Source organism: Microbacterium festucae (assembly GCF_025421715.1).
In the GTDB taxonomy this organism is placed as follows: domain Bacteria; phylum Actinomycetota; class Actinomycetes; order Actinomycetales; family Microbacteriaceae; genus Microbacterium; species Microbacterium festucae.
The window spans coordinates 288924-311690 of the sequence record NZ_JAOEFC010000001.1; the positions used below are offsets into that span (position 1 = coordinate 288924).

General features: G+C 73.2%; 21 protein-coding genes. 8 read left to right on the forward strand and 13 right to left on the reverse strand.

Annotated elements, in window-relative coordinates:
- Positions 1-5 precede the first annotated feature (5 nt).
- Positions 6-1289 carry an acyl-CoA dehydrogenase family protein gene (locus N3K63_RS01260; RefSeq protein WP_261578151.1) on the reverse strand — a complete coding sequence of 428 codons (1284 nt, stop codon included), beginning with the start codon at positions 1287-1289 and terminating at the stop codon, positions 6-8.
- 136 nt (positions 1290-1425) lie between these two features.
- On the opposite strand from N3K63_RS01260, the gene N3K63_RS01265 reads away from it, so the two are divergent.
- The 5 genes from N3K63_RS01265 (at position 1426) to N3K63_RS01285 (ending at position 6552) form a co-directional block, all read left to right on the forward strand.
- Positions 1426-2079, forward strand: coding sequence for a QsdR family transcriptional regulator (locus N3K63_RS01265; RefSeq protein ID WP_261578152.1), 654 nt, complete (start codon positions 1426-1428; stop codon positions 2077-2079).
- Between the two features lie 30 nt (positions 2080-2109).
- Complete coding sequence (locus N3K63_RS01270; protein WP_261578153.1) at positions 2110-2529, forward strand: acyl-CoA thioesterase; 420 nt, start codon at positions 2110-2112, stop codon at positions 2527-2529.
- A gap of 116 nt (positions 2530-2645) precedes the next feature.
- Positions 2646-3680: a phosphotransferase family protein gene (locus N3K63_RS01275; RefSeq protein ID WP_261578154.1), complete on the forward strand. Its 1035-nt coding sequence runs from the start codon at positions 2646-2648 to the stop codon at positions 3678-3680.
- Positions 3680-4897: an acyl-CoA dehydrogenase family protein gene (locus tag N3K63_RS01280; RefSeq protein WP_261578155.1), complete on the forward strand. Its 1218-nt coding sequence runs from the start codon at positions 3680-3682 to the stop codon at positions 4895-4897. The genes N3K63_RS01275 and N3K63_RS01280 overlap by 1 nt, the downstream gene beginning before the upstream one ends.
- A 56-nt stretch (positions 4898-4953) precedes the next feature.
- Positions 4954-6552 carry an AMP-binding protein gene (locus N3K63_RS01285; RefSeq protein ID WP_261578156.1) on the forward strand — a complete coding sequence of 533 codons (1599 nt, stop codon included), beginning with the start codon at positions 4954-4956 and terminating at the stop codon, positions 6550-6552.
- A 77-nt stretch (positions 6553-6629) separates the two neighbouring features.
- Here N3K63_RS01285 and N3K63_RS01290 read toward each other — a convergent pair whose 3' ends face one another.
- From N3K63_RS01290 to N3K63_RS01330, 9 genes are all read right to left on the reverse strand, one after another.
- Positions 6630-7913: an ABC transporter substrate-binding protein gene (locus tag N3K63_RS01290; RefSeq protein ID WP_261578157.1), complete on the reverse strand. Its 1284-nt coding sequence runs from the start codon at positions 7911-7913 to the stop codon at positions 6630-6632.
- A gap of 2 nt (positions 7914-7915) precedes the next feature.
- Entirely contained in the window at positions 7916-9055 is a 1140-nt protein-coding gene (locus N3K63_RS01295; RefSeq protein WP_261578158.1) for a branched-chain amino acid ABC transporter permease, read from the reverse strand.
- Positions 9052-9930 carry a branched-chain amino acid ABC transporter permease gene (locus N3K63_RS01300; protein WP_261578159.1) on the reverse strand — a complete coding sequence of 293 codons (879 nt, stop codon included), beginning with the start codon at positions 9928-9930 and terminating at the stop codon, positions 9052-9054. Before N3K63_RS01300 ends, N3K63_RS01295 begins: the two co-directional genes overlap by 4 nt.
- A 39-nt stretch (positions 9931-9969) precedes the next feature.
- Positions 9970-10719: an ABC transporter ATP-binding protein gene (locus tag N3K63_RS01305; RefSeq protein ID WP_261578160.1), complete on the reverse strand. Its 750-nt coding sequence runs from the start codon at positions 10717-10719 to the stop codon at positions 9970-9972.
- Positions 10716-11483 carry an ABC transporter ATP-binding protein gene (locus N3K63_RS01310; protein WP_261578161.1) on the reverse strand — a complete coding sequence of 256 codons (768 nt, stop codon included), beginning with the start codon at positions 11481-11483 and terminating at the stop codon, positions 10716-10718. The genes N3K63_RS01305 and N3K63_RS01310 overlap by 4 nt, the downstream gene beginning before the upstream one ends.
- Before the next feature lie 219 nt (positions 11484-11702).
- A complete protein-coding gene (locus N3K63_RS01315; protein WP_261579150.1) occupies positions 11703-12443 on the reverse strand; it encodes an SDR family NAD(P)-dependent oxidoreductase in 741 nt (246 codons plus the stop codon).
- Positions 12443-13438: an NADPH:quinone oxidoreductase family protein gene (locus N3K63_RS01320; protein ID WP_261578162.1), complete on the reverse strand. Its 996-nt coding sequence runs from the start codon at positions 13436-13438 to the stop codon at positions 12443-12445. The genes N3K63_RS01315 and N3K63_RS01320 overlap by 1 nt, the downstream gene beginning before the upstream one ends.
- On the reverse strand, positions 13431-14024 hold the full coding sequence (locus N3K63_RS01325; RefSeq protein ID WP_261578163.1) for a TetR/AcrR family transcriptional regulator: 594 nt from the start codon (positions 14022-14024) through the stop codon (positions 13431-13433). The genes N3K63_RS01320 and N3K63_RS01325 overlap by 8 nt, the downstream gene beginning before the upstream one ends.
- 34 nt (positions 14025-14058) lie before the next feature.
- A complete protein-coding gene (locus N3K63_RS01330) occupies positions 14059-14814 on the reverse strand; it encodes an SDR family oxidoreductase (RefSeq protein ID WP_261578164.1) in 756 nt (251 codons plus the stop codon).
- Positions 14815-14968: 154 nt separating this feature from the next.
- Here N3K63_RS01330 and N3K63_RS01335 point away from each other — a divergent pair, with 154 nt between their 5' ends.
- The 3 genes from N3K63_RS01335 to N3K63_RS01345 all read left to right on the forward strand — a co-directional run bounded on the left by N3K63_RS01335 (position 14969) and on the right by N3K63_RS01345 (position 18576).
- Positions 14969-16201: an acyl-CoA dehydrogenase family protein gene (locus N3K63_RS01335; protein WP_261578165.1), complete on the forward strand. Its 1233-nt coding sequence runs from the start codon at positions 14969-14971 to the stop codon at positions 16199-16201.
- 104 nt (positions 16202-16305) lie between these two features.
- Positions 16306-17463, forward strand: a complete 1158-nt coding sequence (locus N3K63_RS01340) for an AI-2E family transporter (protein ID WP_261578166.1) — start codon at positions 16306-16308, stop codon at positions 17461-17463.
- An 81-nt stretch (positions 17464-17544) separates the two neighbouring features.
- On the forward strand, positions 17545-18576 hold the full coding sequence (locus N3K63_RS01345; protein WP_261578167.1) for an ATP-dependent DNA ligase: 1032 nt from the start codon (positions 17545-17547) through the stop codon (positions 18574-18576).
- Between the two features lie 224 nt (positions 18577-18800).
- On the opposite strand, the gene N3K63_RS01350 is transcribed toward N3K63_RS01345, so the two are convergent.
- From N3K63_RS01350 to N3K63_RS01360, 3 genes are all read right to left on the reverse strand, one after another.
- Positions 18801-20381: an aspartate:alanine exchanger family transporter gene (locus N3K63_RS01350; RefSeq protein ID WP_261578168.1), complete on the reverse strand. Its 1581-nt coding sequence runs from the start codon at positions 20379-20381 to the stop codon at positions 18801-18803.
- Positions 20382-20441: 60 nt separating this feature from the next.
- Complete coding sequence (gene ligD / locus N3K63_RS01355) at positions 20442-21485, reverse strand: non-homologous end-joining DNA ligase (protein WP_261578169.1); 1044 nt, start codon at positions 21483-21485, stop codon at positions 20442-20444.
- Positions 21486-21671: 186 nt separating this feature from the next.
- Positions 21672-22766 carry an SseB family protein gene (locus N3K63_RS01360; protein ID WP_261578170.1) on the reverse strand — a complete coding sequence of 365 codons (1095 nt, stop codon included), beginning with the start codon at positions 22764-22766 and terminating at the stop codon, positions 21672-21674.
- Position 22767: the final 1 nt, after the last annotated feature.

Below are 22767 nucleotides of genomic sequence, written 5' to 3' on the forward strand. Positions count from 1 at the left end.
GGACCTCACACGAACGCGGCGATGCCGGTGATCGCGCGCCCCACGATGAGCGAGTTCATGTCGTAGGTGCCCTCGAACGTGAAGACGGCCTCGGCGTCGGCGAAGTACCGCGCCACGCTGTAGCCGGGCGGGATGTCGGCCTGCAGCTGTTCGTGCCCGCCGAGCTGGATGCCGTTGCCGCCGCAGATCTCGCGGGCGGCGGCGACGACCTCGCGCATGCGGGCGGTGACGAAGGCCTTGGCCAGCGCCGCCTGCTGGTCGGTCTGCGCGCCGTCGTCCTGCAGCTGCGAGACGCGCATGCACAGGGCGGTGGACGCGGTGATGGCCGCGAGGGCATCGGCGAGCTTCTGCTGCACGAGCTGGTACGAGGCGATGGGCTTGCCGAACTGCACGCGGTGGCGGGCGTAGGCGACCGCGCACTCGTAGGCGCCGACGGCGACCCCCAGCGCCTGCCAGGCGACGTCGGCGCGGGTGAGACGCAGCACGACGGCGACGTCGCGGAAGCCGTGGATGCGCTGCAGCCGGTCGGATTCGGGCACGACCACGCCGTCCAGCACGATGTCGGCGTTCTCGACGGCGCGCAGCGACTGCTTGCGGGCGATCGTGGTGGCGTGGAAGCCCGGTGTCGGGGTGCGCACGAGGAAGCCCTTGACCTGGTCGTCGGCGACGTCGCGCGCCCAGATGACGACGACGTCGGCGAACGCGCCGTTGCCGATCCAGCGCTTCGCGCCGGTGAGCACCCATTCGTCGCCGCGCCGCTCGGCGGTGGTCTCCAGCCCCTTGGCGGTGTCGGAGCCGTGGCCCGGCTCGGTGAGCCCGAAGGCCGCGAGCTGCTCTCCGGCGGCGAGCTTCGGCATCCACTCGGCCTGCTGCTCCTCCGACCCGCCGACGGCGATGGCCGTCATCGCGAGGCCGGAGTGCACGCCGACGAACGTGGCGGTGGAGGGATCGGCACGCGAGATCTCCATGGCCACCCAGCCGCGGAACACGGCGCTGTTGTCGAAGTGGCGCGTCTGCGGGAAGGCGTTGGCGTACAGGCCGAGCTCGGCGATGCGCGGCACCAGGTGACGGGGGCTCTGCGCCCGCTCCCAGTGGTCGTCGGCGAAGGGGCGCACCTCGGTCTCGAGGAAGTGGCGGATGCCGGCGAGCGCGCGCTGCTCGGTGGGGGTGAGGGTCTGCTGGAAGCCGTAGAAGTCCGCGTCCAGCAGCGGGGCCGGCTCTGCGGCGAGGTGCGGGGTGGTGGGGTCGGGGGCGTGCGCTGCAACGCCCTCGCTCAGGGTGAACGTCATCGTGTCCTCCACGTCGTCGTCGATCGTGTGCCGGCGCGGGGCGCGCCTGACCCGAGTATGCATCATTGTGCGAGATGTTGCACGACATTCTCGGAGACGTTGCAGGAGCAAGGGGTCGCGGCGGTAGAGTGCGAGCGTGACCACCGCCGCGCACACCGCCACCTCGCCCGCCCCGATCGGAGAGGTGGGCCTGGTCGCGGCGCCCTCGTGGCTGTCGACGCGGCTGCGCAGCGGCGAGCACCCCGACGTGGTGCGCGCGTTCGACCGCGCCCGCGCGGCCTTCATCGACGGCCGCCGCATCGACATGGGCTCGCTCGCCGGCTCGCTCGGCATCGACCGCACGTCGCTGTTCCGGTGGGTCGGCAACCGTGATGCGCTGCTGAGCGAAGTGCTGTGGTCACTGGCTGTTCCCACGCTCGTGCAGGCCGAGCACGCCGCCACCTCCCCCGCCGGCGCCGAGCGCATCGCCGAGATCCTGGGACGGTTCGTCGACGACCTCATCACCGCCGAGTACTTCCGCCACTTCCTGCGCCGCGAACCGGCCCGCGCGCTGCGACTGCTCACCACGAAGGAGAGCCCGATCCAGCGACGCTACGTGGCGACGGCCGAGTGGCTGATCGACCGCGAGCTCGGCGCCGAGCCGCTCGACGGGGCGATTGACGCGCACTCGCTGGCCTACCTGCTGGTGCGGGTGTCGGAGTCGTTCACCTACGCCGACCTCATCTCCGGCGACCAGCCCAGCGCACTGCGGGCCGGGCAGGCCTTCCGGCTGCTCCTGCGCGTGCCCTGACCCCGCATCCCATCCCACCCCGGAGGACCCATGCCCGCCTACCGCGTGCGGATGCCGTTCGGCACCCGCTGGAACGACAACGACCAGTACGGCCACCTCAACAACACCGTCTACTACGAGGCGATGGACACCGCCGTGAACACCTGGATGATCCGCGCGGCGGGGCTCGATCCCCACGGCGGCGGCCCGATCGCCCTGTGCGCGGCCTCGTCGTGCGAGTTCCACGCCGCCACCGGCTTCCCGGCGGCCCTCGAGGTCGGGATCGCCGTGGAGCGCCTGGGCACCACCAGCATCACCTGGTCGCTGGGCATCCTCCCCGCCGGCGAAGACGGGCCGGTGGCGACGGGCAGGTTCACCCACGTGTTCGTCGACGCCATCGCCCGCACGCCCACCCCGATCCCCGACGGCATCCGCGCCGCGGTCGAGCGCGAGCTCGCCGTCGCCGACTGACCCGCGGCGGCCGGGCACGCTGTTCTTCCACCCCTCGTGCCCGCGCCGATTCCGCACATACCGACCATCCGGTATGCTTGCGGTGGCGTCAGAGACGACGCCGGAGAGGCACGGCGATGACCGACACCCCCGGGCTCGATGTGGCGGGCCTGCGCGCCTGGCTGCAGCGCACGCACCCCGATCTGCGGGCCGGCGACCTGCGCGCCCACGTGATCGCGGGCGGCCGCAGCAACCTCACCTACGCCGTCGACGGCGCCGCCGTGCCGTTGATCGTGCGGCGCCCGCCGCTGGGCCACGTGCTCTCCAGCGCCCACGACATGCGCCGCGAGCACCGGGTCATCTCGGCCCTGGCCGCCACGCCGGTGCCGGTGCCGGTGGCCGTCGACGTCGTCGACGACGTCGAGACCGCCGAGGTGACCGGCACCGTGTTCTTCGTGATGGAGCGCGCCCCCGGCGCGGTGATCTCGCGGCGCGCGCAGAACGCCGAGTTCACCGCCGCAGGCCTGCAGCGTCTGGGCGGCGACCTGGCCCGTCACCTCGCCGACCTGCACGCCGTCGATCCCGCCGCGGTCGGCCTCGGCGACTTCGGCAGGCCCGAGGGCTACCTGCAGCGGCAGCTCACCACGTGGCGCCGCCAGCTCGACGCGTCGCGCTCCCGCGAGACCCCGGCCCTGGACGCCCTGCAGGACAGCCTCGGCGCCGGCATCCCCTCGTCGGGCCGCACCGGCATCGTGCACGGCGACTACCGGCTCGACAACGCCCTGGTCACCGGCCACGGCGACCGCCCGCAGGTCTCGGCCATCCTCGACTGGGAGATGGCGACGCTGGGCGACCCGTTCGTCGACCTCGGCATCCTGTGGCTCTACTGGACGATCGGCGAGGTCGAGGGCATCGGCGACGCCGTGCCGAGCGCCGTCGACACCGCCGCCGGCTATCCCGACTTCGCCGGCCTCGTCGACGCCTACGCCGCCCACGCCGGCATCCGGGTGCCCGATCTGCGCTGGTACCGGGCGTTCGCCGCCTACAAGCTCGCGGTGATCCTCGAAGGGATCCACTACCGCTTCCGCGCCGGCGACACCGTCGGGGCGGGTTTCGATCAGATGGGTGCGCTCGTGGAACCGCTCGCCCGTCGCGGCCAGGAGGTGCACTGATGGACTTCTCCTTCGACACCCGCACGCGCGGGCTCATCGACCGGGTGCGGACCTTCGTCGATGAGCAGGTGATCCCCGCCGAGCCGGTGCTCGACGAGGAGCTCGCCGCCACCCCGGGCCAGTGGCACGTGCGTCCGGTGGTGCGGCGGCTGCAGGCGGCCGCCCGCGCCGAGGGGCTGTGGAACCTCTTCCTGCCCGGCGAGGCCGGCGCCGGGCTCACCAACCTGCAGTACGCACCGCTGGCCGAGGTGACCGGGTGGAGCCCCCGCCTGGCACCGGTCGCGCTCAACTGCGCCGCCCCCGACACCGGCAACATGGAGGTGCTCCACGACTTCGGCACGCCCGCCCAGCAGGAGCGCTGGCTCGCGCCGCTGCTGCGCGCCGAGATCCGTTCGGCCTTCTGCATGACCGAGCCCGACGTGGCCTCCTCCGACGCCACCAACATCGGCACCCGCATCCGCCGTGACGGCGACGACTACGTCATCACCGGACGCAAGTGGTGGTCGACGGGTGCGATGAACCCGGATGCCGCCGTGTTCATCGTCATGGGCGAGACCGACCCCGACGCTCCCCGCCACCGCCGCCAGTCGATGATCCTCGTGCCCCGGGACGCCCCCGGGGTGCGCATCGTGCGCCCGCTCACCGTGTTCGGCTTCGACGACCGCGACCACGGCGGCCACGCCGAGATCGCCTTCGACGACGTGCGGGTGCCCGCCGCGAACCTCATCGCCGGGGAGGGCGAGGGCTTCGCCATCGCCCAGGCGCGCCTGGGCCCCGGTCGCATCCACCACTGCATGCGCGCCCTCGGCATGGGCGAACGCGCCCTGGCGCTCATGATCGACCGCGCCCGCTCCCGCACCGCGTTCGGGCGCACCCTGGCCGAGCAGGGCGTCGTGCGCGAATGGGTGGCCGAATCGCGTGTGCAGCTGGAATCGCTGCGGCTGCTCGTGCTGAAGACCGCCTGGCTCATGGACACCGTCGGCAACCGCGCCGCGATGACCGAGATCCAGGCCATCAAGGTGGCCGTGCCGCGGGCCGTGCAGCAGATCGTCGACCGGGCCATCCAGCTCCACGGCGGCGCCGGGGTCTCCGGCGACACACCGCTGGCCGAGCTCTACGCCGGCGTCCGGTCGCTGCGCATCGCCGACGGCCCCGACGAGGTGCACCTGTCGAGCCTCGGCCGCGGGCAGTTCGCCGCGGCCGCGTCGACGGCGTGAGGCCGGCATCCGCTTCCCTTCCCACGAACGAGCTTTTCACCGACGAAAGGACCCCCGTGCATCTCTCCGACCCCGCCATCGACGGCCCCGGTCACGCCAGCCTCTCGGTCGCGGCCATCCTGGCCGAGTCCGCCCGGCGCCATCCCGACCGCCCCGCCCTGCACTTCGCCGGCACGACCACCACCTATGCGCAGCTGTGGGCGCAGACCCTCGCCTACGCCGGCGCGCTGCGGGGCCGCGGCATCGGCCCCGGCAGCCGCGTGGCCATGATGATCCCGAACGTGCCCGACTTCGCCCGCGTCTACTACGCGACCCTGGCGCTGGGCGCCGTGGTGGTGCCGGTGCACCTGCTGTTCAAGGCCGACGAGATCGCCCACGTGCTACGCGACGCCGACGCCGACCTGCTGGTGGTCGCCGCCCCCCTGCTGGGCGAGGCGCTGCCGGCGGCGGCGGGCACCGCGACACCCGTGGTCACCGTGCTGCTGCCCGCCGATGCTCCCGAGCCGGTGCGCGGCCTCGACCGCCTCGAGGTGGAGGCCGCCGCGGCCGACCCGCTCGAGCGCCATGCCGCCACGCGGCCGAGCGACCCGGCGACGATCCTCTACACCAGCGGCACCACCGGCACCCCCAAGGGCGCCGTGGGCTCGCACCTGTCGATCGTCGAGCAGGTGCACTGCACCCTCATCGACTCGTTCGACCTGAACGCCGCCGACATCGTCTTCGGCGGACTGCCGCTGTTCCACACGTTCGGGCAGACCGCGGTGATGAACATCGCCTTCCGTGTGGGCGCGTCGATCATCCTGCTCCCCCGGTTCGACGCCGACGAGGCGCTCGCCCTCATGGTCGCCCACGGCGCCACGGTGTTCACCGCGGTGCCCACCATGTACGTGGGGCTCATCGAGAGCGGCCGGCGCACCACGGCGCGCCCGCCGCTGCGCTACGCCGTCTCGGGTGGTGCGGCGCTGCCGGTGGCCGTGCTCGAGGCGTTCCGCGCCGAGTTCGACGCCGACGCGCACGAGGGCTACGGCCTCACCGAGACCGCGCCGATCGTCTCCTCCAACACCCTGTTCGAGCCCATCCGGCCGGGCACCGTGGGTCGCGCCCTGTGGGGCGTCGACGTGGCCGTTGCCGACCCCGAGATCGACGAGCGGGTCGTGCTGCTCACCGACGAGCAGGCGCTCGGCGAGATCGTGGTGCGCGGGCACAACCTGTTCAAGGGGTATCTGGGCCGGCCCGAGGCCACCGCCGAGGCGATCGTCGACGGCTGGTTCCGCACCGGCGACCTCGGCACCTACATCGACGGGGTGCTCACCATCGTCGACCGCAAGAAGGACATGATCGTGCGCTCCGGCTACAACGTGTACCCGAGCGAGGTCGAGGCGGTGCTCGCCCGGCATCCGGGCATCGCACTGGCCGCCGTGTTCGGCGTGGCCGACGAGGTGCGCGGCCAGGAGGTGCACGCGGCCGTCGTGCCGCTGGAAGGTCACGAGCTCGACGCCGACGAGGTGACCGCGTTCGTGCGCGACCGCATCGCCGCCTACAAGTACCCGCGCGTCGTGCACATCGTGGCGAGCCTGCCGCTGGGCGGCAGCGGCAAGGTGCTCAAGCGCGAGCTGGTGGCCGCGCACACCCCGCAGCCGGCGCCGCAGCCGTAGCGGCAGCCGCAGCCGGCACGAAGACGCCGGGTGCCTCCGTGAGGAGCGCACCCGGCGTCTTGTGTCGGGGCCGCGGGTCAGGACCCGGGTACCGCCCCGGTGACGAAGGCGACCGGCTCGGGCTCCACCGCGGTGACCTCGTCGCCGTCGACGGCGAAGGTCGCGCCGACGTAGTCCTGCACGCCCTGGTCGACGGCCGTGATGCCCACGCCGCGGTAGGCGGCGTGGCTGTCGGCGCCGAAGGCGAGCGGCAGGATGCCGTTGCCGGCGAGCTCTCCCGCCGAGATCGCCTCGAGCAGTGCTTCGCGCGTCGGGTTCTCGCCCGCCGCCTCGAGCGCCTCGGCGAACAGGTAGGCCACGCTCATCCCGTAGACGGTGTTGCCGTCGAAGGGCGCCCCGTTGTTGTACTCGTCGTTGATCTCGCGGAACGTCGCGACCCACTCCGAGTCGCCGCCGGCCGCCGGCAGGTAGTTCGCGCCGACGAATCCCTGCAGCAGCTTCGGACCGACGTCTTCGCCGAGGTACCCCACGAGCGTCGGGTAGTCGGCGCCCGACGACGACGAGAACCACTTCGGGAACCAGCCCAGCTGCGCGGCGGTGCCCACCGCCAGCGCGGTGAACCCGTTGATCGTGCCGAGGATGTTGATCTCGCAGCCGGCGGCCTTGAGCGCGCCGATCTGCGCGGTCACATCCTGGTTCGACACGGCATACCGCTCGACGTGGGTGAGGCCGTCGGCGCCGAGTGCGAGTTCGGCACCCTCGATCATCTCGTCGCCGAAGTCGTCGTCCTGGCCCAGCAGGCACACCTTCGCCCCCGCGAACGCCTCGTCGGCATAGGCGGCGAGGGCGGCGCCCTCGACCACGTAGTCGGCGTTGAAGCCGAACGTGTAGGGGTAGGTCTCGGGCTGGTTCCAGGTGGTCGACCCGGAGGCGACGAACAGGTCGGGGACCTTGTTCTGGTTGAGGTAGTCGAGCACGGCGGTGTGGGTGGGCGTGCCCAGCCCGTTGACGATGGCGAACACCTCGTCCTCCTGCACGAGCTCGCGCACGACGGTCTGGGTGGTGGCCGGGTTGTAGCCGTCGTCCTTGACGATGTACTCGATCGAGCGCCCGTGCACACCCCCCTGCTCGTTGAGGTACGCGAAGTAGGCCGACGCCGCGGCCGAGATCGACGAGTAGCCCGCGGCGGCGGGGCCGGTGAGCGGGGTGTGGGCGCCGATCGTGACGGTGTCGTCGGTGACACCGGTGGCCGTCGCGTCGTCGGTCGACGACACGGCCGCGGGTGAACTGCATCCGGCGAGCGCGATGACGGCGAAGACGCCGACGATCGCCACGGCGCGGATCGGGTGGTGCTGTGACATGGTCACCTCTCTCTGTGTGTGGTGATGGCGGGAAGGGACATCTCGGATGCCGCGGCCGGTGCGGGCGCGGGTGTGGTCGGGGTCGGGTCGGAGGTGGTCGGAGCCGGGGCGGCGTCCGGGGCTGTGGGCCGGCGCGGGCGGCGCACGGCGGCGCGCAGGCTCGCCAGGCCTCCCGGGCGCACCAGGATGACGACGATCAGCAGGGCGCCGAACACCAGCACCGGCAGGTTGCCGCTGAGGCGCTGGGCGGCCTCGGCGGGGAGCGCGGCGGTCACCGCGCCCAGCGCCCACGGCACCATCACGATCAGCGCCGAGCCGATCGCCGCGCCGCCGATGCTGCCGAGCCCGCCCAGCACGACGGCCACCACCAGCAGCAGCGAGAACGCGAGGGTGTAGGCGCCGGGGCTCACCGACTGCGTCACGAAGCACAGCAGTGCCCCGCCGACGCCGGCGGTGACCGCGCTGAGTGTGAACGCACCGACCTTCACCCGCCCGGTGCGGATGCCGGTGATGCGGGCGGCCGTCTCGTCGTCGCGCACGGCCCGCATCCGCAGACCCGCAGCTCCCCGGCACACCGCCACCAGGGCGGTGACGGTGGCGCCGGTCACGAAGATCGCGACCCACGCCTGCCATTGCTCGACCACCATCACGCTCTGCAGCACCGGGGGGACGCCGTCGAACGGGATCTGCACGCCCTGGTCGCCGCGCAGCACCTCGGAGAAGACGGTGGCCACGGCAGGGAGGGCGATGACGACGGCGAGGGTGACGCCGGCGAGATAGGGGCCGCGCAGGCGCGCGGCGGCCAGCCCCAGCAGCCACCCGACGGCGGCGGCGAGCACGACGGCGGCCAGCAGGCCGATCGCGAAGCGCGGCACCCCGTCGACGCCGAGGTCGGTGAGGGCCCGCGCGGTGAGCGCGTAGCCGTACCCGCCGACGGCCATGAGAGCGGCGTGGCCGAGCGAGAGCTGCCCCGTCCACCCGACGAGCACGGTCAGCCCCGCCGCGGCGCAGAAGGTCGCGGCGATCGTGGCGAGCTGGAAGTTGCGGTAGGGGTCGAGGAGGAACGTGCCGGCCAGCGCGAGCACGGTGAGCACCACGCCGCGGGCGACGACGGAGCGGGCGAGGGAGCGGACGCCGTTCATGCGCTGCGCGCCTCTCGCAGGGAGAACACGCCGCCGGGTTTGACCAGCAGCACCGCCACCAGCAGCACCAGCACGCCGATGGGGGCGACGCTGGCACCCAGGTAGCCGGTGACGAGCGTCATGGCGACCCCGACGATGAGCCCGCCGAACAGCGCCCCGGCCGGCGAGTCGAGCCCGCCGACGACGGCGACGGTGAACGCGTAGACGAACAGCACGTCGGTGGCGTGGGGGTTGAGCCCGAGCTCGGTGGGCATGAGCAGGATGGCGGCCAGCGCCGCCACCGCGGCCGACAGCATCCACCCGATCGTGACCATGCGCCCCACGCGCACACCCAGCACGCGCGAGACCTCGGGGGCGAAGGCCGAAGCTCGCAGCTGCAGGCCGAGGGAGGTGCGCGCGAACAGCAGCGCCAGCCCGGCCATCACGGCCAGGGCCACCACCAGCACGAACAGGTCGTAGGGCGACAGCAGCGGCACGCCCGCCACGAGGATCGGGCTGTCGTCGAAGGGCGCGCGCATCGGGCGGTACTGCGGGCCGAACGCGATCCCCAGCAGCGACTGCAGCACCATCACCAGACCGATCGCCGCGATCACCCCGGTCAGCGGCCGCCCCGGGGGCGCGAAGCGCATCACGCCGCGCTCGACGATGAACCCGATCGCGGCTCCCGAGAGGATGCCGACGAGCAGGCCGACGAGGTAGGAGCCCGACAGGGCGGTCGCCGCGAAGGCGGCGTAGGTGGCGGCGAGGGCCATCGCGCCCTGCGCGAAGTTGACGATGCGTGCGGCGCGCCAGATGAGCACGAGCGACAGCGCGAACAGGGCGAACACGGCGCCGCGGGCGAGGCCGGTGGCCAGGAGGAAGAGGAGGCGGTCCATGGGGAGATCCGTTCAGGGGCCGGGAGGTCGGGGGCTCGGTCAGAAGCCCAGGTAGGCGTGGCGGAGGGAGGTGTCGGCGGCGAGGGCGGCCGCGGGGGCATCGGCGACGATGCGGCCGAGGTCGAGCACGACCCCGCGGTCGGCGATCGACAGCGCCCCGGTGACGTTCTGCTCGGCCAGCAGCACCGTCACCCCGCGGCGGCGGGCGGCGTCTTGCAGCACCGACATGAGGTGGGCGACCACGAGGGGCGCCAGGCCCAGCGACGGCTCGTCGAGGGCGAGCAGGGCGGGCTCGGCGACCAGGGCGCGGCCGAGGGCGAGCATCTGCCGCTCGCCGCCCGAGAGCTGGTGGCCGGCGCTGCCGCGGCGGCGCGCGAGCGGTTCGAACAGGTCGTAGACCTCTGCCACGGCCCGCTCGCGTGCCGCGCCGCGGTGGCGCCACAGCGCCCCGAGGCGCAGGTTCTCGTCGACGGTCAGCTCGGCCACCACGCTCTGCCCGTCGGGCACGAGCGCGAACGCGCGCCGCGCCCGCTGCTCGGTGCGCAGCCCGGCGATCTCGGCGTCGTCCAGCCGCACCGAGCCGGTCGCCGGCACGAGGCCGGCCAGGGCCCGCAGGAGCGTGGTCTTGCCGGCGCCGTTGGCGCCCAGCAATGCCACGATCTCGCCGGGGGCGAGGGCGAGGTCGAGCCCGGCCAGCACCGGCGCGCCGCCGTAGCCGACGGTGAGCCCGCGCACCCGCAGGCTCGCGCCGACCGCGGCGGGGGCGGCGGCATCCGCCAGCGTGTTCATGCCTCGACCCGCCGTCCGAGGTAGGCCTCTTCGACGCGGGGGTCGGTGCGCACCTGCTCGGGCGTGCCGGCGGCGATCACCTTGCCGAAGTCGAGCACCACGATGCGGTCGGCCACGCGCATGACGAAGTCGACGTGGTGCTCGACCAGCAGCACGGCGCAGCCGCTGGCGGCCACCTCGCCGATCACCGCGCCGAGCTCGGCGATGTCGTCGGCGCCGAGGCCGCCGGCGGGTTCGTCGAGCAGCAGCAGCGACGGCGCGCCCACCAGGGCGCGGGCCAGGGCCACGCGCTTGCGGTCGGGGTACGACAGCGCTGCCACGGGGCGCTCGGCCACCGCGGTCAGTCGCAGCCGGGCCAGCACCTCGTCGGCGCGCGCCGCCGCACCGCGACGGTCGGCGATGGGCACGGTCACGTTCTCGCGCACGCTCAGGCCGTGGAAGAGCCCCAGTCCCTGCAGCGTGCGCGCCACCCCGCGGGGGGCGAGCCCCCAGGGGCGGCCGGGCGCGGGGGCGTCGTCGAGCAGCACCTCGCCGCGGCGGCGCACCAGCGCGCAGATCGCGTTGAAGACGGTCGTCTTGCCGGCGCCGTTGGGCCCGATGAGCGCCACCACTTCGCCGGGGGCGACCTCGAACGACACATCGTCGACGGCCACGAGGCCGCCGAAGGCGACGCGCAGCCCGCGCACGTCGAGGCGCGGCGGGGCCGCGGGCGCTGCGGCGGCGGGCGGGTCGGCGGGCGGGTCGGGAACGGATCGCGGAGACATCGGCACCTCTTCGTGTCGGGTGTGGTCAGGATAACAAAGAAACCGACTGGGCGGTATGTTTCTGTTGCGTGCAGATGCCGAACGGATGCCGCGCACGTCGGCAGCCGCGGATCAGCGCACGCGGGGCGACGATGATCGTCGCGGCGGGGCGCGAGCACGGCGCGCACACGGGGCGCGCGATGGCCGACCAGCGCGCGTGACCGGGGCGACCGGTTCGGCCTACCGGTGCGGGATGCCCGCGATCATGCCGCCGTCGACGACGAACTCGGCGCCGGTGGTGAACGCCGACGCATCGGAGGCGAGGAACACGATGGTGCCGGTGAGATCGCCCGGCTCGCCGGGGCGCCCGAGCGGGATGTCGAGGTGGGCCGGATCGATGCGCGAGGTCATCTGCGTGCGGATGAAGCCCGGGTGCACCGAGTTGACGCGGATGCCGGCCGGTCCGAGCTCGACCGCGAGCGACTGCGAGAGCCCCCGCACCCCGAACTTGGCGGCGGTGTAGGCGTGCACGCCGCGGCTGCCGCGCATCCCCTCCACCGACGAGATGTTGATGATCGACCCGGCGCCCTGCGCCTTCATGGTGGGGACGACGGCGCGGCATCCGAAGAACACGCCGGTGAGGTTCACCGCGATGGCCGCGTTCCACTTCTCGGTGGTGAGGTGCTCGATCGGGGCCGCATTGGCGATGCCGGCGTTGTTGACCAGCACGTCGACGGCGCCGAAGCGCTCGCGCGTGGTGGTCACGGTCGCCGCCCACTGCTCCTCGTCGGTGACGTCGAGCGGCACGAACAGGGCCGCCGTCCCCGTCGGATCGATGTCGGCGGCGAGCGCGCGGCCCTCCGCCTCGAGCAGGTCGGCGATGACGACCCGGGCGCCGGCGGCGTGGAGGGCCCGCACGTACGCCTCGCCGATGCCGCGCGCGCCACCGGTGACCAGGCACACCCGCCCGGCGAGGTCCATCACGACGCGACCTGCACGACGACCCGGCCCACCGTGCCGCCCCCGGCGAGCGCGGTGAGCGCCTGCGGCGCGTCGGCGAACGGCACGATGTGGTCGACGACGGGCCGGATGCCGCCGGCATCCGCCAGTTGCGTCAGCTCGGCACGCGCCTGGTCGACGATGTCGGGCCGGATGCCGGGGTACATGCCCCAGTGCAGTCCGATCACCGAGTAGTTCTTCACGAGCACGTGGCCCGCCGGGACGGCGGGGATGGTGCCGCCGGCGAAGCCGACCACCACGAGGCGCCCCTCGAAGGCGATGCACTTGGTCGAGGCCGTGAAGGCGTCGCCGCCGACCGGATCGAACACCACATCGGCGCCGTGGCCGGCGGTGGCCGTCTTGACGCCCGCGACGATGTCGTCGGCGCCGCGCACGAGCACGACCTCGGCGCCGGCGGTGCGTGCCACCTCGGCCTTGGCGGGCGATCCGACGACCCCGATCACGCGCGCCCCGGCGGCGACGGCCAGTTGCACCGCGGCGAGCCCCACCCCGCCGGCGGCGGCGTGCACGAGCACCCACTCCCCGGCCTGCAGGCGGGCGCGGCGGTGCAGTGCGAACCACGCGGTCTGGTAGGCCACGGTCAGCCCCGCGGCAGCCGCGTCGTCGAGCCCGGCCGGGGCCGGCCAGAGGTCGGCGGCGGGCAGCACGGCATACTCCGAGAGCACGCCGATCTTCGAGCCCAGCACCCGCTCCCCCACGCGCAGCCCCGTGACGCCCTCGCCGAGGCCGGCGACGTCGCCGACCAGCTCGATCCCGGGCACGAACGGCAGCTCGGGCTTGACCTGGTACTCCCCGCGGCACAGCAGCACGTCGGGGAAGTTCGCCGCGACCGCGCGGGTGCGCACCAGCACCTCGCCCGGTCCGGGAACGGGCACGTCGAGCTCGTCCAGCGTGAGCGCGTCGGCCGGCTCACCCAGGCGGGTCACCCGCCAGGCGCGCATGCGGGGATCAGGCATCCGGTCTCCTCAGACTCGTCAGGAACAGGTCGGTCAGCTGCGAGGCGACGAGCGTCTTGCTCTCGGGCCCCTCGGCCGAGTACCAGTGCGACAGGTAGTGCACGTCGCTGAAGAAGTGGGCCACGAGCATCGCCAGCGGGATGTCGGTGCGGTAGTCGCCCTCGCGCTGCCCGCGGGCGATGAGCGCGGCGAACTCGTCGTGGTAGGCGCGGCGCCGGCGGATGACCTCCTGCCGGCGGGGCTCGGTGAGCATGTGCATGCTGCGGAAGAACACCGCGCCCTGCTTGATGTAGTCGATCGAGGTCTCGAGCACGTCGACGCAGACCGCGCGCAGCACCTCGTCGACGCCGGCATCCGGGGCGGCGGCGGCGATGATCTCGTCGAGGCGCCCCTTCTGCAGGGTCAGCAGGGAGTCGTAGATGCCGAAGAGCAGGTCGTCCTTCGACTCGAAGTAGTGGTACATCGCGCCCTTGGTGACCCCGGCGGCGGCGACCACCTGCTGCACGCTCGTGTTGGCATAGCCCTGGGTGGCGAACAGCTCGACGGCGGCGTTCATGACGTCGTCCGCGACGTGGGAATCCTTCATGCCTTCATCTTCCACCGATCGCGGCGGCGGGCCCTCACGCCAGTCCGCCGATGCCGGCACCGCCGTCGATCGTGATGGTCTGCCCGGTGATCCACGCGGCATCCTCCGACAGCAGGAAGGCCACCGGACCGGCGACGTCGGCGGGCACGCCCAGCCGCGCGAGCGGGTAGGCGGCCGAGACCTCGCTCTCGCGGCCCTCGAACAGCGCGCGGGCGAAGTCGGTCTTGATGACGGCGGGAGCCACCGCGTTGACCCGGATGCCGGGGGCGAGCTCGTCGGCCAGCTGCAGGGTCAGATTGATGACGGCGGCCTTCGAGACGCCGTAGAGCGCGATGCCGGGGCTCGCGCCCTGCCCGGCCACCGAGGCGACGTTGACGATCGAGCGGGCGAGCCCGGCAGTCAGGGCGGCGCGGGTCCACTCGAGCGTCGCGAGCACGTTGACCTCGAGGATCTTGCGCGCCGCGGCGACGTCGAGCGCGGCGAGGGTGCCGTAGACGGGGTTGATCCCGGTGTTGTTGACGAGGTGGTCGAGGCGCCCGTGTGCGCGGGCGATGTGCGCGAAGACCTCGGCGCGGTGGTCGGCGTCGTCGGCGCGACCGGCCACCGCGGATGCCGCGGGGCCCAGTTGCTCGACGGCCTCGGTGAGCGCCTCGGCGGTGCGGGCGGTGAGCACGACCTCGCCGCCTTCGGCGACGATCCGCTCGGCGATCGCGAAGCCGATGCCCCGGCTCGCGCCGGTGACCAGCGACACCGTCCCCGCGAACCTGCGCAGCCCTGCGTCGTTCCCCATGCAGCCTCCTCGCAACATACCGAACAGTCGGTTTGCATACCCTAGCACGCCGAGATCGCGTGGCGTCGCACGGGCGGTCGCAGTGCGGGGTGAGACGGAGTTTCGCGCATCGCGGCATCGGGTCTCATAATGGGAGGGAGACGCGAGGAGCACCATGTCCGACCCCACTCCCTTCCCCGGCGGCACCGCACCCGACTACGAGGTCACCGGGCGGCTCGGCACCGACTACTACGCCGTGTTCGCCGACCTGGATGCCGACGACCGCGCCGTCTGGCAGCGCGCACAGGCCTTCGTCGACGAGGTCGCCGCGCCCATGCGCGCGGCGTGGGACGCCGGCAGCTATCCGCTCGAGGTGGTGCACCGTTTCGGCGAGCTCGACCTGTTCACCGACGGCATCGACCACCCCGCCCTCACCCGCATCTCGCCGCTGGCGGCGGGCCTGGTCAACATGGAGATCTCCCGCGGCGACGGGTCGCTGGGCACCGTGCTGGCGGTGCAGGGCGGCCTGGCGCTGCGCACCCTCGCGCTGTTCGGCAGCCCCGCCCAGCAGGAGCACCACCTCGTTCCCATCGCCCGCGGCGCAGAGCTGGCCGCGTTCGCCCTCACCGAGCCCGACCACGGCTCCGACTCGGTCTCGCTCGAGACCGTCGCCCGCCGCACGGCCGACGGCTGGGTGCTGCGCGGGGCGAAGAAGTGGATCGGCAACGGCGCCTCGGGCGGTATCACGTTCGTCTGGGCGCGCGTGGTCGACGAGGGCGCCGACGACCACGGCGCAGTGCGCTGCTTCCTCGTCCCCCAGCAGACCCCCGGCTACACCGGCACCGTCATCACCGGCAAGGCCTCACTGCGCGGCATCCACCAGGCCCACATCACCCTCGACGACGTGCGCCTGCCCGCGGATGCCGTGCTCCCCGGCGCCCGGTCGTTCGCAGACGCGTCGACCGTGCTCTACTCGACCCGGTCGGGCGTGGCCTGGTCGGCGCTCGGGCACGCGACGGCCTGCTACGAGGCCGCGCTGCAGTACGCGCAGCAGCGCGTGCAGTTCGGCAAGCCGCTGGCGAAGTTCCAGATGGTGCAGGAGCGGCTCACCGGGATGCTCGAGGAGCTGACCGCGATGCAGCTGTACTGCCGGTGGATGGCCGACCTCGAGGCGCGCGGGCAGCTGCGCCCGGTGCAGGCGTCGCTGGCGAAATATCACAACACCCGCGCCGCACGCCGCATCGCGCAGGTGGCCCGCGACCTGCTCGGCGGCAACGGCATCCTGCTGGAGTACGGCGTGATGCAGCACCTGGCCGACATCGAGGCGATCCACACCTACGAGGGCACGGAGAGCGTGCAGGCCCTGCTCATCGGGCGCGACATCACCGGGATGAGCGCGTTCGCCTGACCCGCCCCGCACGCCCCACCCCGCGCCTGCTCGCGGCGAGCCCCGCGTCTGGGCGCCGTGTCAAGGCCCCCGGATCCCGGCGGCGCGCCGGTTAGGCTCGCCGGATGGGACTGTTCCGCCGCACGCCGACCGCCGTCCGCCTCGAGCCGGGCGCCCCCGTGTCGGTGGCCATCGGCACCGGCCGCGCCCCCTGGAGCCTGTGGTCCGACGGCCTCGGCCGTGCCGCGATCCGGTCGCTGCAGGTCATCCTCGTCGTCGCGATCACCGCCGCGGCGGTGTGGAGCATCCAGCAGCTCACCATCGTCACGATCCCCCTCGTGCTCGCGCTGATCTTCGCCGCCGCCTTCGCGCCGGTCATGACGTGGCTGCGCGCCCGCGGCGTGCCGTCGCTCGCGGCCACGGTGCTGGCGCTGCTGGTGATCGCGCTGCTGCTGACCGGCGTGGGCTGGCTCATCGTCTCGGCGGTGCGCAACCAGTGGCCCGAGCTCGTCGATCAGGCCGTCGACGGCTTCCAGCAGCTCATGGCGTGGGTGCAGACCCTGCCCTTCGCTCCCACCTCGGAGCAGATCGACGAGTGGACCGACACCGCGCTCGACTTCGTCACGAGCGCCCAGTTCGGGTCGGGGGCCGTGGCGGGCGTGGGCGCCGTCGCCAACTTCGTCACGGGCCTCGTGCTGATGGTGACGATCCTCTTCTTCTTCCTCAAGGACGGCCCGCAGATGTGGGCGTTCGTGCTGCGCCCGTTCGAGGGTGCGCACTACGAGCGCGGCCGCCGCATCGGCGACAAGACCATCTCGGTGCTCGGCTCGTACGTGCGCGGCACGGCGACGGTGGCGCTGGTGGATGCCGTCGGCATCCTCATCGGTCTGCTCATCCTGCAGGTGCCGCTGGCCGTGCCGCTGGCCGCGCTGGTGTTCCTGCTGGCGTTCATCCCGATCGTCGGCGCGACGCTGGCCGGCATCCTCGCCGCGCTCGTCGCACTCGTGGCCAACGGCTGGGTCAACGCCCTGTTCGTCGTCGGTGTCGTAGTGGCCGTCAACCAGCTGGAGGGCAACTTCCTGCAGCCGTTCCTCATGGGCCGGTCGATGAAGCTGCACGCCTTCGTCATCCTCATCGCCCTGACCGTGGGCGCCGTACTCGGCGGCATCGTCGGCGCCGTGCTGGCCGTGCCGATCGCTGCGGTCGCGTGGGGCATCGTGCAGGTGTGGGAGGGTCCGCATACCCCGGCGCGCTGGGCGGTCGCCAAGCACCGCGAACCCTGACCGCGCCCTGAGGCCCGAGGGTCCCGGGGCCGCGGCTGCACACCCGGTGCGCGGGCACGCCCCGCGCGGCAGGATGGGCGCATGCCCTATGAGATCCCGGCGCCGATGCTCGCCAAGGCCGTCACCGCCGTGCCCGACCCCGCCGCCACGGCGGGCGGCCTGTCGTTCGAGCCGAAGTGGGACGGGTTCCGTGCGCTGGTGTCGTGGGACGGCGAGAACGTCGAGATCGGCTCGCGCGGCGCCAAGCCCCTCACCCGCTACTTCCCCGAACTCGTCGACGCGTTCGCCCGTCTGCTGCCCGAGCCGTGCCTGCTCGACGGCGAGATCGTGGTCGAGCACGGCGGCCGCCTGCAGTGGGAGCTGCTCTCGCAGCGCATCCATCCGGCGGCCTCTCGCGTGGCGCTGCTCAGCGAGCAGTTCCCGGCGATGTTCATCGCGTTCGACCTGCTCGCCGGCGGCGAGCGCGACCTGCAGGCCGAGCCGTTCCAGACCCGTCGCGCCGAGCTCGAGCAGCTGCTGGCGGACGTGCCGGCGCCGCTGCACCTGACCCGCACCACCCGCGAGCGCGCCGTCGCCGAGCGCTGGCTGGCCGAGTTCGAGGGCGCCGGTCTCGACGGCGTCGTCGCCAAGCCGCTGGCCGCGGCCTACGCCCCCGGCAAGCGCACCATGCTCAAGATCAAGCATGTGCGCACGGCCGACGTCGTCGCGGTGGGCTACCGCGTGCACAAGAGCGGCCGGGGCGTGGGGTCGCTGCTGGTGGGGCTCTACGACGACGAGGGCGTGCTGCGCAGCGTCGGCGGCGTCGCCGCATGGTCTGACAAGCGCCGCCTCGAACTGGTCGACGAGCTCGCTCCGCTCGTCGAGACGGATGCCGACGGGCACGCGGTCACCGGCGAGTCCGAGCGCTCGCGGTTCACGGCATCCAAAGACGTCTCGTTCGTGCGGCTGCGCCCCGAGCGGGTGCTGGAGGTGCGGTACGACCAGCTGGAGGGCAGCCGGTTCCGGCACACCGTGCAGTTCGAGCGGTGGCGGCCCGACCGCGACCCGGCCTCGTGCACATATGCGCAGCTCGACACCGTCGCGGCGTACGACCTCGGCGACGTGCTGGAGTGAGCTGACGGCAGCGCCGCGGGCGCACAGACCGGGCCCGCATCGGCGCCGGATGCCGGCGGCTCGGACATGCGGGCCCGAGATCTGTGGAGCCGCCTTGGGGGACGCGGCTCTTGAGAACGAAGATAGCGTCGGCCCATCGCGCCGCCGACGGCCCTGCGCCGTGAATAACCCGCCGGTCGCAACGGGCGTGCCGCGGGCCCGGATCGCCCGCGTGCGCGGGCCGCTCAGAGCAGCACGAGCAGCTGAGCGAGCAGGATCTTCACGACGATCGCGGCGGGGTAGAGCAGGCTGTAGCCCAGCGCGACGCGCGGATCGTGCCCGGTGCGCGCGTTGGCGAAGGCGAGGATCGCCGAGTTGGTCTGGGTGCCGGCCAGCACACCGCTCAGCCGGGTGCCGCCCAGGTGGAAGAGGTGGCGCAGCACGAGGTAGCCGCCGAGCATCACGACGGTGGTGACGACGGCGCCGACCACGACGTAGCCGAGCACGACACCGGATGCCAGTGCCGCCACGATCAGTTCGCCCGCGGTGGTGCCCGCCGCGGCCAGGAACAGCAGCAGTCCGAGCTCCCCCAGCACGACCCCCGCGGTGTTGGGGAGGGAGGTAAGCATCGGGCCGATGCGGCCCAGCCGGCCGAAGACGAGCCCGATGAACAGGGCGCCGGCGGCGTACCCCAGCGAGAAGTGCCCGCCGCCGGGCAGCGGGATCTCGATGGAGCCCAGCAGCAGGCCGATGGTGAGGCCGATCCCGATGGCGAGCGGATTGATGTCGGCCATGCCGCGCTCGGAGTCGCCCAGGTAGGCCGACACCTTGCGCAGCTGGTCGCCGGGACCGACCACGCGCAGCCGGTCGCCCTGGTGCAGCACGAAGTCGCCGGTGCCGACGAACTCGACGTCGCCGCGGCGCACCCGCACGATCGTGGCGCCGTAGGTCTCTGGCAGGCGCAGGCTCGCCACCGTACGCCCGGCGAGGGCGGGTTTGGAGAGGATGATGCGCCGGTAGTCGAGCTGGCTGCGGTCGCGGGTGATGTCGATCGTCGAGGTGTGACCGAGCTCGGCGGTCACCTGGGCGACGGCATCCTGCGGTCCCACGACCGTCACCACGGCGCCCGGCGGCAGCTCGGTGTCGTCGGCGACGGTGCGGATCTCGGTGCCGCCGCGCAGGCGCACGCGCGAGAAGGTGACGAGCCCGCCGAAGCGCCGGGCCAGGTCGCCGGCGGTGTGGGTCTCTTGCGCGTCGATGCGCACGGTCTTGCCGACGATGGGCGCGGGGGCGTCGGTGTCGCCGGCGCGGTGGCGCAGCGCCATCCCGACCACCAGCAGCGCCCCGACCACCCCGAACACGTAGGTGCTGGCATAGCCGACCGTCGCGTCGGCGCCGCCGCTGATGCCGGCCAGCGACGCCGTGCTCGTGACCGCACCGGCGAACGTGCCGGCGATGCCGGCGGCATCCAGCCCCCACAGCCGTCCGAGCAGCAGGGCGGTGCCGGCGCCGGCCACGAGGATGCCGGCCACCGCCAGCAGCATGCCCCACGACGAGCGCAGCGCGTTGACGAACCCCGGCCCCGCCGCCACCCCGACGCAGAACGTGAAGATCACGACGCCGACGTCGCCGACCACCGCCGGCAGGGCGAGGTCGACGCCGGCCACCGATGCCGCCGCCGACAGGCCCATGCCGGCGAACAGCACCGCGACCGCACCGAGCGAGACCCCGGCGATGCGGATGCGGCCGACCGCCGAGCCGACCCCCAGCAGCAGGAACAGCACGATGATCGGCCGGTCCGCGAGGAACTGGAACACATCGTGCATGGTCCGAGTATGACCCCGCCCGAGACCGCCCGCGACGCGCGCGGCCGGGAGAACGCGGCCTCAGCCGGCGTCTCCGGCCGCGGGCTCGGCGTCGGCGGGGCGCTTGGCACGGCTGGGCTGCACGCGGGGCGGCTCGCCGGGCATCTTCGGGAACTCGGGCGGGAAGGGCAGTTCCCCGAGCCCCCCGTCGAGGTCGCGCTGCCACCACTCCAGCAGGGTGTCGATGCGTCCGGGCGCGGCCTGCAGGTCGGCCCACGGGTCGCCGATGTCGGCGAGGCGCTGGGGCACGGTGCGCACCGTGAACGCGGTGGGGTCCACCCCCGCCTCCAGTTCCTCCCACGTGATGGGGGTCGCCACCGTGGCGGCCGCCAGCGCCCGGGGGCTGTAGGCGCCGGCCATCGTGCGGTCGCGGTTGGCCTGGTTGAAGTCGACGAAGATGCGCGCGCCGCGCTCCTCCTTCCACCAGTTGGTGGTCACCTGCTCCGGCATCCGGCGCTCGAGCTCGCGCCCCGCGGCGATCACCGCGTGACGCACGTCGAGGAACTCGTGAGTGGGCTCGATGGGGCAGAACACGTGGATGCCGCGGTTGCCGCTCGTCTTCAGCCACGGCTCCAGCCCCGCCTCGCGCAGCACCTCGCGCAGCGCGGGGGCCACGGCCGCGGCATCCGAGAAGTCGGTTCCCGGCTGCGGATCGAGGTCGATGCGCAGCTCGACGGGGTTGTCGGTGTCGGCGGCCAGCGACGCCCACGGGTGGAACACGACGGTGTTCATCTGGATCGCCCACACCGTGGCGGCGGCCTCGTCGAGCACGACCTGCGGATGCTTACGCCCGCTGTTGTAGGTGCACATCACCTCGTGCACGTAGTCGGGCGCGCCCTTGGGCGGGTTCTTCGAGAAGAAGCTGTCGCCGTCGACCCCGCCCGAGAAGCGCTCGAGCGACACCGGACGATGCCCGTTGGCGCGCAGGAACGGCTCGGACACCGCGATCGCGTACTCGGCCAGCTCGTGCTTGGTGATGCCGACCTCGGGCCAGATCACCCGGTTCGGACTCGACAGCGACACATCGTGGTCGCCGACCGTGAGGGTGATGCGCTCCGAGGCCATGCCTCGACCCTAGGACGTGAGGTCGCCGGGGCGACAGGGGTGGGGCGGCAGGGTGGGCGCCGTGCGCGCGCCGAGCGCGCGCATTTCGGAGACCGGCACCGACGTCGGATGCCGAAACGCTTCCGCATCCGATCTCGGAGGCATCCTCCGAATCCGGTGCGGTCACGGCCGCACCGCGCGCCCGACTCAGGCGAGGGCGAGCAGCGGCGCGAGGGCGGCGCGGTCGAGTTCGATCCAGGGTCCGGCCGGGTCGACGACGATGCCGGTCAGGCCGGGCTCCGAGGTGATGGCCTTGGCCAGCTGCTCGGCGGTCAGCGGCAGCGGGCGGTCGCCGCGCCCGAGGGCGAGCACCTCGAGCGGGTGCGAGAAGACCTCGAGGTGGCGCGATCCGCTCTCGCGGCGCGCTTCGGCCAGGCCCATCTGACCTTCCGGTCCGGTGTTGCCGGCGACCCACAGCTTGGCGGTGGCCATCGCGGCGACGATCTCGCCGGCCGTCGCGTCGGTGCGCGGGCCCGAGAGCAGGCGCTTGACGGTGAAGGTGGGGTCGCCCTCTTCGAGCGCCTTCTTCACGAGCGGGGTGGGAAGCACGAGGCGGGCACCCGAGGTGGCGTGGTCGAGCCAGATGCCGTCGTAGGGGCCCGACAACAGGTTCTGCAGCACGGCCAGGAACGGCTGGGCGATCGTCGAGGTCGCGGTGTCGCCGTCGGCGCGCACGCTGTCTTGCAGGGCCGCCCCGCCCGAGAACGCGAGCAGGAACCGGCGGCCGTCGTGCTCGGCGATGCCGAGGTTCAGCGGCTGCCCGTCGGCCATCAGCGCCTTGGCATCGCCCTGCACCCGCAGGTACAGCGGCCCCTGCAGCACCTGACGCATCACGTTGAGGATGTGGCCGTTGTCGATGTCGGCCGGCAGCCCCTGCAGCGCGGCGCGCAGGTACACGTTGTCGGGAAGCCCCGGAACAGTGGTGGTCGGCGCCGCGGATGCCGGCGGTCGCGGACTGTCGACGACGGGCGCCGTCGGCGCTGCCGCTGCGGCCGGGGCCGTCGAGGCCGTGGGGGCCGCCGGGGCGGTCGGCGCAGCCGGGGCGGTCGGCGGCTTGCCGTAGGTCGAGACCGAGATGTTCACCTGGGGCACCGGCGCCTCGGCGACATCCGGCGCCTCCGCGACATCCGCTCCCGCAGCCCCCTCGGCCGCAGCATCCGCGGCCTCGGTCGACGCCTCGTCGTTCGCGGCCTCCGCGGCATCCGGAGCGGGCACGGACTTGCGGCGGGAGAACAGAGCCATG